The following is a 15,760-nucleotide window of genomic DNA, read 5'->3' on the forward strand; positions in this document are numbered from 1 at the left end:
GGAAAACGATGCGATCCGTCCTCTCGGGGAGTCCGCGGAAGCCCCTTGCGCCCGGGCTCGATTCCGCACCGCTTCGGGGGAGCCCCTTGACGAGAAGCCCGCGCACATGACGCACCTGCTGGGCACGGCGCTGGTGAGCAAAGCGCATCCCCGCATCGTGCTGCGGGGCAAGTCGGACAGCCTTCAGGCCCAGATGCTGCTGGCGCGGCTCGCTGCGCTGGATGCCGGCGACGAGCGGACTTCGGAGGCGCTCGGGGAGCTCATCGCCTATGCGCGCGCCCTCATGGCCGCTGAGGTCGCCGATTCCGTCCCCGTGGAGCTCACCATGCTGGGCATGGATGCCGACCGTATCCACGAGGCGTCGCACGATCCCAAGCGCTGGATAGGGGTGGGGCACCTGCTGCCCGATGTGCGTATGGGCGCGGTCGCTTTGCACGTCAACGCGCTGCGGTGTGTGGCGCGCGAGGCCGAGCTCGCCTGCGTCGCGGCGTATGAGCGCGATGACGGATCGTGTGCGCGTCCCGATATGGTACAGGGCTACAACCTGTTGAGCAGCGCGTTGTACGTGCTCGAGCTGCTCGCCGCAGCGCGCTTCGAGCACCTGGGGTAATATAGGCGGATGCGGAGGCGCCTCCGTGCCCCGCTTGTGCCGGGCGCGCACGCGCCGCCGTACACAATGCATGTTGGCCCGACAGATGGTGCGGAGACGCACGGGGACGCCGCACGTGGCGTCGTCCTTGGGGGAATCGGGGTGCAAGGCCCCGGCTATACCAGTAACCGTGATTCCAGCGCACGGGAGCGCGAACTGCAGATCGGACAGCTCGCCCGCGCGGTAAAGGATGAGCCGGATCGCCTCTCTGTCTGAGATACGCCCGCGTGGCCGGGCGGGGCCCTGGAGAGAAAGGGTTTTCTAACCATGTCCAGACCTATACGGCCTGCGCTTCGCTCCGCCGGTTCCTGGCGGCGCTCGCTCGCCGCGGCACTCATCGCCGCACTGCTCGTGTGCCAGGTGCCCACGCCGGCCCTTGCGGAGATGGCCGATGCGGCCGCATCGTCCGCAGCGGCGGCGCAGCAGCAGGAGTCCGTCGTCGATGCCGCGGCATCCGGCGCCGGGCAAGACGCTGCAGCCGAAACGACGGAGGGCACCGCTGGCGATGCGGCCTCCGAAGCCGGAGGCGCCGCCGACCCTGCGACCGAATCGGTAGGGGATGGTGCGCTCGGCAGCGATTCCGCCGACACCGATACCTCCCAGGACGGCACGGATGCCGCCGAGGATCCGGCGGCGGCCGACGCCGTCGACGACGGGGGCGCCCCGTCCGCATCCGATGAGACCGCGGCCGAAGCTGGCGACCGGGACCGGGCCGTCACCGTCTCGGTCGCCGTGGTGGGCCCGGGCGCGGACGGCGTGACCGCGCGCTGGGCCGGCGCCGAAGCGCTGACGCTCGATGCCGGCTCCACCGCAGCCGATGCCTCCGAGGCGCTCTTCGAGCAGGCGGGCCTTGCGGCCGATACGGGCGTCGGCGCGTACGGCTGGTTCCTCAATTCCATCACCTCGCCCTACACGGGCGAGCAGCTGGGCTGGGATGGGGCCACGGGCCGCTACTGGCAGCTCTTCGTCGACGGCAAGCCGTCCGAGACGGGCGCCGGCGGCATCGAACTTGCCGACGGCATGGCCGTCACCTGGGCGTACTCGGCGTTCGGTGACGGCGTGCCCGAGGTGGATGCCCTCGAGGTCTCCGTCTCCGTGATCGGTCCCGACGCGAACGGCGCCGACGTGCGGTGGGCCGACGCCGCGCTGAAACTCGATGCCGGCTCCACCGCGGCCGACGCCTCCGAGGCGCTCTTCGCGCAGGCGGGCCTTGCGGCCGATGCCGGCATCGGATCGTACGGCTGGTATCTCAACTCAATCACCTCGCCCTATACCGGCGAGGCGCTGGGCTGGGACCAGCCGACCGGGCGCTACTGGCAGCTCTTCGTCAACGGGGAGCCGTCGGATACGGGTGCCGGCGGCGTGGTTCTTTCGGCGGGTGACACCGTCTGCTGGGCGTACTCCGCGTTCGGTGACGGCGTGCCCGAGACGTCTCCCGTCGTGCCCGACCCGGATGCGGAGCGGCCCGACTGGGAGAGCGCCTGGCCGGGATACGGCAGCTCCGTGCCCGAGGGTGCCGGCCTGCCCACCGGCGCGGTTTCCGAGTCCTGGGTTTCCCAGATGAAAGATCCTTCAGACTGGGCGACGAACGTCTCCGACCCGATCGTCGCGGGCGGCCGCGTCTTCGTGGCGGTCGGTTCCGAGCTGCGCCAGCTCGACCCCGCGACGGGCGAGGTGCTGCGCCGCGGCGCGCTTGCCGCCCCCATCGACTCGATCGCGCGCATGGTCTATACCGATGGCGTCGTGGTGGTGCCGCTTTCGGGCGGCCGCCTGCAGGCGCTCACGGCCGATGCGCTCACCACCGTCTGGGTGACGCCCACTCTCGCTGCCGGCGTGGCCGGCGCGCAGCAATCCTTGAGCTCGCTCACCGTGGGTGACGGCTGCGTCTACTTTGGCACCGCCGACGCCGACTGGTCGACCACCTACGGCGGCTATCTCGTGTGCGTCGACACCTCGACGGGCAAGGTGCTCTGGACGCAGCAGAACAAGGAGGCGGGATACTACTGGGCCGGCGCGGTCCGCGTCGGCGGCTTCCTCGCGATCGGTGACGACACGGGCGTCGTCCGCGTGCTTGACGCTGCGACCGGCACCGCCGTGTCCTCGCTGTCCGTGGGCGCCCGCGTGCGCTCGACGCTTGTTGCCGGCGCGGACGGCTCCACGGTCTACGCCGTCACCTACGACGGCGTGCTCCACCGTCTGGCGGTCGGCCAGGACGGCGCGATCGCCCAGACGGGCAGCGTCAAGTTCGCCAAGAGCTCCGTGGGCACCCCGACGCTCGTGGGCGGCAAGCTCTACGTGGGCGGTCAGTCCGAGGAGTACGTGCAGGTGAACAAATACACCAAGGCGTATCTCGGCGTGATGGCCGTGATCGATGCGGAGACGCTGTCCGTCGAGCGCGCGGTCTCCACCGTGGACGGCGCTCCGCTGATGGGCGACAAGAGCTCGGCCGACGTGATGGGCGCACCGGTCGTCGCGACCCGTGATGGCGAGACCTACATCTACTTCACGGCTAACTGCAAGCCGGGCGGCGTGTACCGCTACCGCGTGGGCGCCGCGTCGGCCGAGCTGGTCTACACCCCGTCCGAGGCGAATCAGAACTTCTGCATGGCCTCCATCGTCGTGGGCGACGACGGCTCGCTGTACTACGTCAACGATTCCGGCGCTCTGTTCGCGCTCGCGGGCGACGGCGTCCTCGTGCCCGAGACCCCGGAGACCCCTGAGACCCCTGAGACCCCGGAGGCGCCCGAGGTCCCGGAGACGCCTGAGGCTCCGGAGACCCCGTCGACGCCGCCTGCCGGCGAGAATCACGACGGCGGCAAGCACCAGGCCGGCGGCGCGGTCCCTGCGGGCAAGAAGCCCGTCGCCGCGCAGGCCGCGGGCAAGTCCGGCGAGACGGAGAGGGATGTTGGTGAGGAGAAGGGCGTGTCCGCAGATGAGGTGTCTGAGGACGCCTCCGGTACCCGCAAGGTGTCGGCCGCCGGCGTCGCGGTGGAGGGCTCCGTCGCTGCGTCCGGCATGAACCCGCTGGCAGTGGCCGGTGTCGTCGCGGGCGTCGCTGGCCTCGTGCTCGTCGGTGCGTACATGGCGATCGTGAGGAAGCGTGGCTAGCATGGCAGACGATATGGCAAGAGTTCCCGGTCGGCCGACGCCGGAAGGCGGCTCGCCGTCCGATACGCACCCGGAGCCCCGCCCCGTGCCGAACGGGTCCTTTGAGGCCCCCGCCGCGGGCGGGTCTCCTGCCGACGCCCCCGGTGCGGACGTCTCGGCGACCGACCGCGGGTCGTCGGCGCCATCCCCCGAAGACGCCCCCCGCGTCCCGTCCGTCCGGTTTCCCGGAACGGATGAGGGCGATGCGGGCACGGGCGCGCTCGAGGTTCCCGAAGCGCCTGCCGTTCGCCGTGCGCCCGCCGCGCTCGCCGGCGCGCTGGCGCTGGGCTGCGTCATCCTCATCGCCGTCTCCCTCGGCTTTGTGCGCCCCGCTGCGGACGGCAGCTGGTCGCTCGCGTGGGTCTTCGGTGCCTCCGGGTCCTCGTCGGTCGTCGAGATGGGCTCTGCGGAGGGCTCGACCGAGGACGCGGCCGCCGATGGCGCGGCAGACGGCGGGCAGGCAGACGGCGGGCAGGCCGAGCAGGACGCCGCCGCGCAGACCGGCGGCGCCAAGGGCGACGCCTCCTCGGATGGAGCATCTGCCGAAACCTCCGCATCCGGCACGGGCGCGGACTCGTCGGGATCGGGCGGGTCGTCGTCCGGTTCGAAGGGCGGGGGCTCTACCTCGCATGCGGGTTCGGCCGGCGGTACCTCGTCGAGCGGTGGCAACGCCTCCGCGCCCGCCCCGGATCCCGACACGGTGACCGTCACGGTGTCGGTGGATTCCTCGGCGGCGGACGGCTCGGTGTCGGGCGGCGGCACGTTCACCTTCGAGCGCGGGGCGACGGCCTACGACGCGCTGCTCGCCTGCGGCCTCACGGTGGGCGCCGAGAACTCGCCCATGGGCATCTACGTGTACTCCATCGGCGGCCTCGCCGAGAAGCAGTTCGGAGGCGGCAGCGGCTGGAACTATGCGGTCAACGGCTCCACGCCGGGCTTTTCCTGCGGGGCCTACGAGCTGTCCGACGGCGATGCCGTCAGGTGGTTCTACGTGACGGGCTGATCTGTCGGTCAGCGGTCTATGCCGCAGGTGCCATGACGTTCAAACGGGGGCGCGCGGGGAACATGGTCCCCGCGCGCCCTTCTTCATGGTGCTGGCGCTCTGAAGGAGGCGCTTCCCCTTCGGGGATGTCGGGCTGTCTGCGGCGCGGGCGGGGCGTGCCGTAGCTGCGGTTTCGACGCGCTGCCGCGTCTATGCTCATCACCCGTTGCGCACCGGGTGCCGCGATTCCGTTTCCCGCTTGATGCCGGTTTGCGTACCCTGCGCGCTCGGCCGACTAGAGCCCCGTGTTACGGGTATGCTTCGTCTAACTGTTGTAAAGCAAGTAGGAGATGATGCATCCATGTCGAACATCAAGATCGTCGCGATCGTCGGTTCGCTGCGCGAGGGTTCGTTCAACCGCGTTCTCGCCGCGGCCGCCGCGTCATCGTTGCCCGCTGCCGCCGAGATGGAGTTCCTCGATTACGGGGACGTGCCCTTCATGAACCAGGACATCGAGTTTCCCGCTCCCGATCCGGTCACGCGCGTCCGTAGGGCGGTCGAGGAGGCCGATGCGGTCTGGATCTTCACGCCGGAGTACAACTACGGCCTGCCCGCACCGCTCAAGAACGTGCTCGATTGGTTGAGCAGGCCGCTTGCGGCGGGCGACTACGCCACCCCGCGCCCGCTTACGGGCAAGCCGGTCGCCATCGCGGGCGCCGGCGGGCGCAACGCCGCCGCGGGCGCCCGCAAGGCCGCGTCCGACCTGCTCACCTACTTGGGTGCCCGTCTCGTCGGCGGGGAGGGGGAGGGTGTACGAGCCCGATGCGGAGGACCTGCGCCGCATCGGGGCGCAGGGCGAGGCGCTCATCGCCGCGCTCTGATAGGATACGGTACCGATCGCATGCGCGGGCGGGCCTGCAAGGGCCGTCCGCGCCCTCTGAAAGGACCTCTGCATGCTCGCTATCGGCTGCCATCTTTCCACCACCAAGGGCTACCGGGCCATGGGGGAGGCCGCGCTCTCCATCGGTGCGACGACCTTCGCCTTCTTCACGCGCAACCCGCGCGGCGGCAGCGCCAAGCCGCTCGACCCCGCGGACGTCTCGGCGCTCGCGCGCCTGCTGGACGAGAACGGCTTCGCGCGCCTGATCGCCCACGCCCCGTACACCTACAACCTGTGCTCGGCCAAGGAGGACGCCCGGGCGTTCGCCCTCGAGGCGATGGCCGACGACCTGCGCCGCCTCGAGATGCTGCCCGGCCACTACTACAACTTCCACCCCGGCTCGCACGTCAAGCAGGGCGCTGAGCGGGGGATCGAGCTCATCGTCGACGGCTTGTGCCAAGTCATGGCGCCCGGGCAGCGCACGGTCGTCCTGCTCGAGACCATGGCGGGCAAGGGCACGGAGGTGGGCTGCAGTTTCGAGGAGATCGCCGCGATCATCTCCGGGGTGGCAGAGCGCGCTCCCGAGCTCGCGCGCAACCTGGGCGTCTGCCTCGACACCTGCCACGTGAGCGATGCGGGTTACGATATCATCCACGACCTCGACGGGGTCCTTGCGGAGTTCGATCGCGTCGTGGGCCTCGACCGCCTGCGCGCCGTGCACATCAACGACTCGAAGAACCCGTGCGGGGCGCATAAGGATCGCCATGAGGTCATCGGGGCGGGGTACCTGGGGTCGTCGGAGCTCGGCGGCGGTGAGGACGTGCTCGCGCGCATCGTGCGCCATCCCGCCCTGCGGGATCTGCCGTTCATTCTGGAGACGCCGCACGACGACCTCGTGGGCTACGCGGGCGAGATCGCGTACCTGCGCGGCCTGGCCGAGCGGAAGGATGCGTAGGGGCCGGCGGGGCCGCGGCGCACGGATGCGGATGCCGTCCGACATGAGGCGGCGCGCAGGATGGGAGCGATAGGCGATGAAGAGAGTTGGCGCGGACGCAGCGGGCGCGGTGCCGGGCGCAGATGCGGGACACGAGGGCGATTCGGCGCCTTGGGGCAAGACCTACCGCCGAGGCCCGGTGATCATGCGCGGCAGCATGGTCCCGCAGGACACGACGTATGGGAACCTGCTGGAGCCCGAGGCGTCCACCGACTGGCTGCATATGGACCCCTGGCGCGTCATGCGCATCCAGGCGGAGTTCGTGGACGGCTTCGGCGCGCTCGCGGAGGTCGGTCCGGCCGTCGCCGTGTTCGGTTCGGCGCGCACCCCCGCAGACGACCCGATGTACGCCGCCGCCCACCGCGTCGGCTCCGAGCTCGCCGCACGCGGTCTCGCGGTCATCACTGGAGGCGGCCCGGGGATCATGGAGGCCGCCAACCGCGGCGCTGCCGAGGCGGGCGGCGTCTCGGTGGGGCTCGGCATCGAGCTGCCGTTCGAGGAGGGCCTGAACGAATGGGTCAACCTCGGCATGAGCTTCAGGTACTTCTTCGTCCGCAAGACGATGTTCGTCAAGTACTCGAGCGGTGCCATCGTGTTCCCCGGGGGCTTCGGGACCATGGACGAGCTGATGGAGCTCCTCACCCTCGTGCAGACGCATAAGGTCAAGCGGATTCCGATCGCCTTGATGGGATCGAGTTTCTGGGGCGGCCTGTTCGACTGGATCGAGGGCACCATGCGTCCAGCCGGGATGATCTCCGAGGTCGATCGCGACCTCGTGCACATTACCGACGACGTCGACGAGGCCGTGCGCCTCGTCTGCCCGTGACGCCTGCGCACCGCCCCGGCACGGCGATAGGCCGACCGTGGGCATCCGGGGCTTAAGCGGCACCTCGTCGCCCCTCGTCCGCCGGGGCGAAATGCGTCCCGATTTTCGCGCTTGTGAAAGCAGGGCCGACTCGCATCCGTTCGGGGGTGCGAGACGGCCCTGCTTTGTTTCGGTTGAGGCGCTCGGGCCGTCGTAGGGGAAGCCGGCGCCTACAGCGCGCTGCGGTAGATCGCGCGGGCGTCGTCGAGCGTGAGCTTCTTGAAGGAACCGAAAGACTCGCCGCGGTTGATGGCGAGGCCGGGCATGAGGTGCTCGATGTCGTCCTCGCTCATGCCGAACTCGGACAGCGTGCGGGGCATGCCGAGCGATACGAAGAAGTCCTGCAGTTCGTCGATCGTCGCTTCGACGGCGTCGCGGACGGCGCGCTCGGGCGTGATCTCCTCGTCGATATCCGACAGGTCGTCGACTGCGGGGTCCACCGGCTCGATGCCGAACACCTGGCTGCCGAAGGCGAGGAAGCGCTCGGGGTGCTCGCGCCAGACGTAGTGCATCCAGGCGGGGAAGATCACCGCGAGGCCCGCTCCGTGCGTGATGGAGGTGTCGAAGGCGGAAAGCTCGTGCTCGAGCCCGTGGCAGGTCCAGTCGCCGTCGCGGCCGGTGCCCGGGACGCCAAGGCCGCAGCCCGCCAGGCCGTTGTGCGCGAGCGTGCCCGCCCACATGAGGGCCGCGCGCGCGTCGTAATCCTGGGGATCATCCATGACGCGACCTGCCGCATCGATCACGGCGCGGATGATGCCGCAGGCGATGTTGTCGGTGACGTGTGCCGCCGGCTCGCCCGAGAAGAAGCGCTCCATGATGTGGGCGATCATGTCGGTGACCCCTGCGGCCGTCTGGTACGCCGGCAGGGTAAAGGTGAGCTCGGGGTCGAGGAACGAGATGACGGGACGGTTGAGATCGGTGTTGAGGCCGCACTTGAGGTGCTCCTCGTCGTTGCTGATCACGCAGGAGTTGGACCCTTCGGAACCGGAGGCGGGGATGGTCACCACGCAGGCGGTGTCGATGCGCGCGGCGGGGACGGCGCGCTTGCGGAAGAAGTCCCATACGTCGCCGTCATAGACGGCGCCCACGGCGATGGCTTTCGCGGCGTCCATGGTGGACCCGCCGCCCACGGCCAGAATCAAGTCGACGTCGTGCTCGCGCGCGAGCACGACTCCCTCGCGCACGGAGGCGATCTCCGGGTTGGGTCGGACGCCGCCGAGCTCGACGTGTCCGATGCCGCTGGCGTCAAGCGAGGCCTTCACGCGGTCGAGGGTGCCGCAGCGCACCACGGAGCCGCCGCCGTAGACGAGAAGCGCGCGCCGGTAACCTGCCGTCTCGAGCTCTGTGCCCACGCGGTCGCAGACCCCGCGGCCGAAGACGAAGCGGGTGGGGGAGTAGAAGGTGAAGTCGTTCATGGGTTCCTTTCGGTCAGAGGGAGGCGCACCGCGCCTCGCGTCGGGGTCTTTGCGCGCCTTGCGGGGCTAGAAGCCGAGGCTCTCGCCGACGAGGATGACGTGGATGCGCCCTGCGTGGCGCGAGTGCCGGGTGATGACCTCCTGGCAGCACATGCAGCCCGCGGCGTGGCAGTCCGCGCAGAATCCGGTCGCCTCGCAGGGCGTGCCCGTGTGCAGGCGCGCGGCGTTCATGGGGCAGGCGACGGCGCGGACGCGCGCCAGGCCGCTCGCGACATCGGGGACTACCTTGTTCATGCCGCAGATGACGAGCACGTGCTCCGGTCCGTGGACGAGCAGCGAGAGGCGGTCGCCGTTGCCGTCGATGTTGACGAGCTCGCCCTTCTCGGTGATGGCGTTGGAGCTCATGATGAGCCAGTCGGCGCTCGCGCGGTCGCGCCACATGGCGCGCTTCTCGTCGTCGGTGATCGCCTTCGTGCGGTCGAGCATGCGGTAGTCGCCCGCCTCGAGGGCGGCCTTGAGGCCGGATTCGGTGAAGCTCACCGAGCCGCCCCAGGTGACGGAGGATCCCGCCTCGATAAGGTCGAGCGCTGCGGCCACCGCCTCGTCTGCGGTCGCGCACCAGCGGCCCTCCATGTTCCTGAGCTTGAGGTTCTTGATGATGGTCTTGGCCTGGACGGCCCAAGCCGCCTTCCTGATCTCGTCCATATCCGCCTTCCTTCCGATATCGTTTCCATGCGAGACGATTATACGCCGCGCGTCGCGGCGACCGCCGTCCTGCGCGGTTCGGAGACATCATGCGCACGCGAGGCCGCGCGTCCGCATCGCGTGCCGCCTCGCGCTGCCGCGGGCCTCCTTCTCCGCCGAGCGCGTGCTAGGGGCGCCCTCGTCCGTGCCGCTCGATATCGCGCATGTCGTCGAAGGCGATGCAGAGCGATCCCAGGTGCAGGCGGCGAAAGGTCAGCTCTATATCGGACACGATCCCGGTCCGGGCGACGTAGCCGTCGCGGTCGTAGTAGGTGACGCGCACGAGGTCCCCCTTCTTCGTCTGCATTATCGCCCGGGAGAGCGCCACGGCCTCCTCCTCCGTGAGCTCGTGGCGCGGCTCCACGATGCGCTCCTGCTCGCGTACCAGGTCGTAGTAGCCGGTGAGCGCTGCGAAGGGCATGAACTGCGCGGCTCGGCTCGCCCGTCGCCTTCCGTCGGCGCGCGTCCGCGCCCCGTCCGCCGGGCCGTCTGCGTGCGGGCTTGTCGTGCCGGCCGGATTCGCCTCGGCCTGCGGGTCCTGCGGCACGGTCTCGAACGCGAGCGTTCCCCACGGCGTGTCGACGCGGCGCGTCTCCCGATTGCTAGGCATGGTGTCCTCCCACCTGCTCGTTGCGCTCGCGCCCCGTTGCCTCCGTGCGCAGGCTCACTCCTTTGAGAAGGGAGTTCTTCCCGTATTTGCCGTGCACGGCGATAAGGGTCCGCGCGAGCTTCCGCTCGTCTCCATCGGCCTTCGGGTCGCTGAAGAGGTCTGTCGTGGCGAAGTCCTCGGGCAGCAGGTTGCCGAAGCCGATATTGATGCGCTTGATGGGCCGGGCCGCATCCACGGTCTGCGACCAGAGCACGTCGAAATAGCCCATGAGGCGCCTGAAGGAGTTCGTGCGCTCGCCGAGCTTGCGCGAGGTCTCCGCGTACCCGTATGCGCGCCGTCCCGCCCGCGTGCGCGCCCCGTGCTCACCGCGAAAGACTTCGCCCGGCATGGCCGCCGGGGCGCCCTGGGCGGCTGCGGCGGGGCGGCGCTCGGCGGCCGGTCGCGGAGCGCGCGGCGGCAGGCTGGGCGCCGCGCGCTCCCCCGGGCCCGCGACCCGATCGGGCAGCAGGCCCTCCGTGCTCAAGCGGCGCGTGCCGCAGGCGTCGACGAACTGGGCGGTGCCCGAGGCGCCGATCCGCGCCGTCTCCCGGGCGTCGTTCGCGTACCCCACGAAGAGCGAGACCTGCCCGCACACCGCCTGCTTTTCGACGAGGTCGAGCACCGAGGCGTGGACCATCTCCCGAAGCACCGTGTAGGCCTCTTCGTAGCTGTAGGCCCGTGCGAGCACCTGCCCGCTCGTCGTGCTGGCGGCTTCTGGGCGGTACGCGTGTATCTCGGCGATGGTGCAGGGCTCGCGGCCGTGGGCGTGGTCGATGAGGTACTCCGCGTTCACCCCGAACTCCCGGTAGAGCACGCGCTCGTCGAGGGCGGCGACGCCGCGCAGGTCGTGGACGTTGAGGTGCGCCAGGCGCCGTGCGATGCCCGGGCCTATGCCCCAGATGTCGGTGATGGGTCGATGGGTCCACACCGTATCGCGAAACGCCTGCTCGTCCAGGACGCCTATGCCGTTCGGATCGTTCTTGGCGCAGATGTCGAGCGCGACCTTGGCGAGGAAGAGGTTGGGTCCGATGCCCGCCGTGGCGCAGATGCCGCACCGCCGCCTCACGGCGTCCATGAGGTTGCGGGCGAGGCCCTCGGCGCTCACGCCGTAGCGGGGGAGGTAGGCGGTGGCGTCGATGAAGCACTCGTCGATCGAGTAGACGTGGATGTCCTCGGCGCTCACGTACTCGAGGTAGATGCCGTAGATCTGCGCCGACACCTCCATGTATCGCCGCATGCGCGGCTTCGCCATGATGTAGTCGATTCCGGGGGGTATCTCGAAGACGCGGCACCGGTTGCGCACGCCCAGGCGCTTCATGGCGGGGCTGACGGCGAGGCATATGGTGCTCGTCCCGCGGTCCGGGTCCGCGACGACGAGATTCGTCGTGAACGGGTCGCGCCCTCGCTCAGCGCATTCCACGCTCGCGTAGAACGTCTTGAGGTCGATGCAGATGTACGTGCGTCGTTTCTCGTCGCGTGTCGTCATGGGCCCCTTCTTTCTCGCCAAACACGTGTTCGATGATAAAGATGAAACATATGTTCGTCAAACGCGCAGGTAGGATGAGCGGATGCGTGTAAACCCCCCAGGTCAGAACAACGGCACGGCACGCCCGTGCTAAGAAAATCGATGAATCTTGACGGATATGTGCGAGCGATGGGAGCGCATGCGCGTCTTCGTTCGCCCGCGCGGGGCCGCTAGAATGGCTCTTCGCGTCCGGCGCGCGCCCGCGTGCCCGGTGTTCCGACATGCCGAACGAAAGGGTGGAATCATGAACGACAGCGGCCATCTGAGGGGATCCGGTTCGCTTCGGGCGTATTCGCTGCGGCTCGTCGCGCTCATGCGGGCCCATCGCCGCCTCGTCGTCGCGCTGGCGGCCCTGTCGGTGTTCCTGGTGCTGCTCGCGCGCATTCTCGCCGGCGACATCATGGCGCTCGACCGCGCCGCGTACGCGTTGATCGTCGAGAACCTGCGCGCCGGTTGGCTGACGCCGATCATGGAGGGGTTCTCGGCGCTGGCGACCCCCGTCGTGCTCGTCACCCTGCTGCTCGTCATCGCTGCGTTCGCCCCCGGTGCGCGGCCGGGCTGGTGCTGCGCGCTCAACCTCGCGCTCTCCACGGTGGTGAACCTTGTGCTCAAGGCGCTGGTCGCCCGTCCCCGTCCCGAGGGGTTCCGGCTCGCGCAGGCCTCGGGCTTCAGCTTCCCCTCGGGCCACTCGATGGCCGCCATGGCGTTTTTCGGCCTCATCATCTGGTTCGTCTGGCGCTACGAGCGCAATCCCCGGATGCGCGCCGGGCTCACGGCGGCGTTCTCCTTCATCATCCTCATGATCGGCGTGAGCCGCGTCTACCTGGGCGTGCACTACGCTTCCGACGTGGTGGGCGGGTTCTGCGCCGCGCTCATCTGGCTCGCGCTCTACACCCGCATGGCCGTCCCGCTGTTCATGGGCGCGGACGGGGCGTCCCCGGATCTTTCGGAGGGCGGCGGGGAGAGCCGATCGTCGTAGGGCGCTGCGCACCTCGGCCCGTTTCTGCCCAGACCTTAAAGTAATCCCAGGATAACTTATGGAGTATCCATGGATGGGGCGGGACGGAGGGACCGGTCGGCAATAGTTCGCTATAGTTAACTTATCAACGGACGGGGCAGGCGATATATAAGAACCCTCCGGTGCGAACAGGACCGCATCCTCCCCTCTGTGCGGTCGAACGTATGGCATGAGAGGCCCGCTGGCGGATGAACCGAGCCAGCGGGCCTCTCGTTGTGTCGGGGGCCGATCCGGCCGCCCCGTTATGTTCTTCGGCGCCGCGTGCAGGCGAATGGCCTGGGCGCGCGAGCGGGCGGGGGCCCTTAGTAGACCATGCCCATCGCCTCGCGAACCTCGGCGAGCGTGGCCTCGGCCACCTCGTTGGCGCGGCGGTTGCCCTCGCGTAGCACGTCCTTGACGTAACCCATGTCCTGGACGAGCTCCTCGCGGCGGGCGCGGATGGGGGCGAAGTACTCGTTCACGCTCTCGGTGACGTACTTCTTGAGCGCGCCGGAGCCGCCCATGCCGATCTCCTCGGCGATCTCGACCTCGGAGCGGCCGGTGCAGATGGCGGCGGTGGAGAGCAGGCCGGACACGCCGGGGCGCGCCTCGGGGTCGAATGTGATCATGCGCTCGCCGTCCGTCTGGCTCTTCTTGATGCGCTTCGCGGTCTCCTCGGCGGTCATCGAGATGTTGATGGCGTTGCCGTAGGACTTGCTCATCTTGCGGCCGTCGAGGCCCGGCAGCAGCGGCGTGTCGGACAGCAGCGCGTCGACCTCGGGGAACACCTGGCCGTAGCGGTTGTTGAACTTGCGCGCGATCGTGCGGGTGAGCTCGATGTGGGGGAGCTGGTCACGGCCGACGGGGACCACGTTGCCCTTGCAGAACAGGATGTCGCAGGCCTGGTGCACGGGATAGGTGAGGAGCAGGCCGGTGAGCTCGTGGCCGGAAGCCTCCATCTCGGCCTTCACCGTGGGGTTGCGCTGCAGCAGCGCCTCGGAGACGAGCGAGAGGAAGGGCAGCATGAGCTGGTTGCATGCGGGAACCGCGGAATGCGCGTAGATCATGGTCTTGTCGGGGTCGAGGCCGCAGGCCAGGTAGTCGATGACCATGTTGTAGACGTTGTCCTGGATGTTGTCCGTGCTGTCGCGGTCGGTGATGACCTGGTAGTCGGCGATGAGCACGTTGGTGTGCACGCCCAGCTCCTGCAGCTCGACGCGGCTCTTGAGCGTGCCGAAGTAGTGCCCGAGGTGCAGGCGGCCGGTGGGGCGGTCGCCGGTGAGCATGGTGTACTTCTCGGGGTGCAGCGGGAGGTCGGCGCGGATCTGGTTGCTGCGCTCCAGGCTGACTTCGTAGCTGAGCTCGTTGGGCATGATGGCTCCTTTGTGGGTCGTCGGGTTCGAGATGGGGTGCGCGCAGGGGCTGCGCGGTCGGGTGCCGGTTGCCGGGTCAGCCCTTGCGGCCGTCTCCGGAATCGCGGTGGTGCAGGCGGTCCAGGAGCTCCTCGCGGTGTTCGTGCTGCGTCCTGGCCTCCTCCTCGAATGCGGGGTTGTCGGGCCCCACGAGTTCGTCTCCATGGGTCTTGGGGTTGTAGTGGTGTCGCAGGACCGGCTCGAACAGGTGCAGCCGAGCCGCGAAGAACGCGGAGCAGGCGAGCAGCGCGACGAAGATGACGACGCGCGTGATGACGTCCACCTGGTTGATGGCGGCGGCGCCCACGGAAAGCAGGATGCACCAGGCGTAGATGAGCAGGACGGCCTGACGCTGGTCGTAGCCCTCCTGGATCAGGCGATGGTGGATATGCCCCTTGTCGGCCTGCCCGATGCTCACGTGCGCGCGCATGCGGCGCACGATGGCGGAGAGCGTGTCGATGATCGGCACGCCGGCGACGATGAGCGGGATGATGAGCGAGGTGAGGGCGGCGGTGCGCTGGACGCTGAGTAGCGAGATGGCGCCGAGGCAGAAGCCGAGCAGCAGCGAGCCGGAGTCGCCGAGGAAGATGCTCGCGGGATGGAAGTTGTAGCGAAGGAACGCCAGGCAGGCCCCAACGAGCGCGATGGCGAGCGCTGCGGCGTCGGGGCGGTGCGCCAGCACGGCGAAGGAGAACATCGAGACGGCGGCGATGCCGGTGATGCCGCAGGCGAGCCCGTCGAGCCCGTCGATGAGGTTGATGATGTTGGTGAAGGCGACCAAGTAGACGATCGTGATGGGGTAGGCGAGCCATCCGAGCTCGATGTCGGGCCCGCCGAGCGGGTTGGAGATGGCGTGGATGACGAGGCCGCCCGACACCGCGACGACGGCCGCGAGGCCCTGCCCCGCGAGCTTGGTGCGCGGCTTGAGCTGCCAGATGTCGTCGACGGTGCCCACGGCCGTGACGATGGCGAGCGCCACGGCGAGGATCGGGTACTCGACGTCGAGGCTGGGGTGCGGCACGAGGACCGGGGGCCAGCCCCAGAACCAGGTGCCGATGAGCTGGACGGTGATGCCGACAGTGATGCCGAAGGCCACGGCGAGCCCGCCCAGGCGGGGCACCGGGCGCGTGTTGATGCGGCGCTTGGAGGGGTAGTCGACGGCGTCGAGGCGCACGGCGAGCCGGCGCACGAGCGGCGTCGTGATGAGCGTGGCGACAAAAGCCGCGAGCGCCACGCAGATGTCAGGCAGGAACAGGCCCATATGCACGAGATACCGCCGTATCTGCTGGAAGGTTCACAATCTCATCCATGATACCGGAGTTGAGGCGAAAGGGGACACACCCGCTCCTCCACCACGACGATACCAAACTCGCGCCGGCCGCCCCGGAGGGCGCCGTGCCAAAAGGGACGCACCCTTTCGGCACGCGGGCGCCGCGCAGGCGGCCCCGGAGCGCCGGGCCGCGCGCCCCTTCGGCACGGCGCCCTCCGACCGGCGCGGCGC

Annotated in this window: 12 protein-coding genes and 1 pseudogene; 7 read left to right on the forward strand and 6 right to left on the reverse strand. The window is 69.3% G+C overall.

Annotated features, from left to right (window positions below; all coding sequences use genetic code 11):
* Positions 1 to 106: 106 nt before the first annotated feature.
* The 6 genes and pseudogenes from BQ7355_RS05440 (at position 107) to BQ7355_RS05465 (ending at position 7,478) form a co-directional block, all read left to right on the forward strand.
* Positions 107 to 610: a hypothetical protein gene (locus BQ7355_RS05440; protein WP_072415278.1), complete on the forward strand. Its 504-nt coding sequence runs from the start codon at positions 107 to 109 to the stop codon at positions 608 to 610.
* A 306-nt stretch (positions 611 to 916) separates the two neighbouring features.
* A complete protein-coding gene (locus BQ7355_RS05445) occupies positions 917 to 3,757 on the forward strand; it encodes a DUF4430 domain-containing protein (RefSeq protein WP_072415279.1) in 2,841 nt (946 codons plus the stop codon).
* A 1-nt stretch (position 3,758) separates the two neighbouring features.
* On the forward strand, positions 3,759 to 4,799 hold the full coding sequence (locus BQ7355_RS05450) for a DUF4430 domain-containing protein (protein ID WP_240307330.1): 1,041 nt from the start codon (positions 3,759 to 3,761) through the stop codon (positions 4,797 to 4,799).
* 340 nt (positions 4,800 to 5,139) lie between these two features.
* Positions 5,140 to 5,517, forward strand: a pseudogene (locus BQ7355_RS05455) (NADPH-dependent FMN reductase); the annotation flags it as partial.
* 214 nt (positions 5,518 to 5,731) lie between these two features.
* Positions 5,732 to 6,613 (forward strand): deoxyribonuclease IV, encoded by an 882-nt coding sequence (locus tag BQ7355_RS05460; protein ID WP_072415280.1) that lies wholly within the window; start codon positions 5,732 to 5,734, stop codon positions 6,611 to 6,613.
* A 184-nt stretch (positions 6,614 to 6,797) separates the two neighbouring features.
* Complete coding sequence (locus BQ7355_RS05465) at positions 6,798 to 7,478, forward strand: LOG family protein (protein WP_205407589.1); 681 nt, start codon at positions 6,798 to 6,800, stop codon at positions 7,476 to 7,478.
* 209 nt (positions 7,479 to 7,687) lie between these two features.
* Here the strand turns inward: BQ7355_RS05465 and BQ7355_RS05470 are convergent, their stop codons facing one another.
* From BQ7355_RS05470 to BQ7355_RS05485, 4 genes are all read right to left on the reverse strand, one after another.
* Positions 7,688 to 8,932 (reverse strand): iron-containing alcohol dehydrogenase, encoded by a 1,245-nt coding sequence (locus BQ7355_RS05470; RefSeq protein WP_072415282.1) that lies wholly within the window; start codon positions 8,930 to 8,932, stop codon positions 7,688 to 7,690.
* A 66-nt stretch (positions 8,933 to 8,998) separates the two neighbouring features.
* Positions 8,999 to 9,637, reverse strand: coding sequence for a lactate utilization protein (locus BQ7355_RS05475; RefSeq protein ID WP_072415283.1), 639 nt, complete (start codon positions 9,635 to 9,637; stop codon positions 8,999 to 9,001).
* Positions 9,638 to 9,803: 166 nt separating this feature from the next.
* Positions 9,804 to 10,286: a YolD-like family protein gene (locus BQ7355_RS05480; RefSeq protein WP_205407571.1), complete on the reverse strand. Its 483-nt coding sequence runs from the start codon at positions 10,284 to 10,286 to the stop codon at positions 9,804 to 9,806.
* The gene (locus tag BQ7355_RS05485) at positions 10,279 to 11,811 is read right to left on the reverse strand and encodes a Y-family DNA polymerase (RefSeq protein ID WP_072415284.1); all 1,533 of its coding nucleotides are present in this window, start codon (positions 11,809 to 11,811) and stop codon (positions 10,279 to 10,281) included. Before BQ7355_RS05485 ends, BQ7355_RS05480 begins: the two co-directional genes overlap by 8 nt.
* Before the next feature lie 283 nt (positions 11,812 to 12,094).
* Between BQ7355_RS05485 and BQ7355_RS05490 the strand changes: the two genes are divergently transcribed.
* Entirely contained in the window at positions 12,095 to 12,829 is a 735-nt protein-coding gene (locus BQ7355_RS05490) for a phosphatase PAP2 family protein (protein WP_240307331.1), read from the forward strand.
* 341 nt (positions 12,830 to 13,170) lie between these two features.
* Here BQ7355_RS05490 and trpS read toward each other — a convergent pair whose 3' ends face one another.
* On the reverse strand, positions 13,171 to 14,220 hold the full coding sequence (trpS, locus tag BQ7355_RS05495) for a tryptophan--tRNA ligase (RefSeq protein WP_072415285.1): 1,050 nt from the start codon (positions 14,218 to 14,220) through the stop codon (positions 13,171 to 13,173).
* 76 nt (positions 14,221 to 14,296) lie between these two features.
* A complete protein-coding gene (locus BQ7355_RS05500) occupies positions 14,297 to 15,520 on the reverse strand; it encodes a glycosyltransferase family 4 protein (RefSeq protein WP_072415286.1) in 1,224 nt (407 codons plus the stop codon).
* Positions 15,521 to 15,760 lie beyond the last annotated feature (240 nt).

Source organism: Collinsella phocaeensis (assembly GCF_900119895.1).
In the GTDB taxonomy this organism is placed as follows: Bacteria; Actinomycetota; Coriobacteriia; order Coriobacteriales; family Coriobacteriaceae; genus Collinsella; species Collinsella phocaeensis.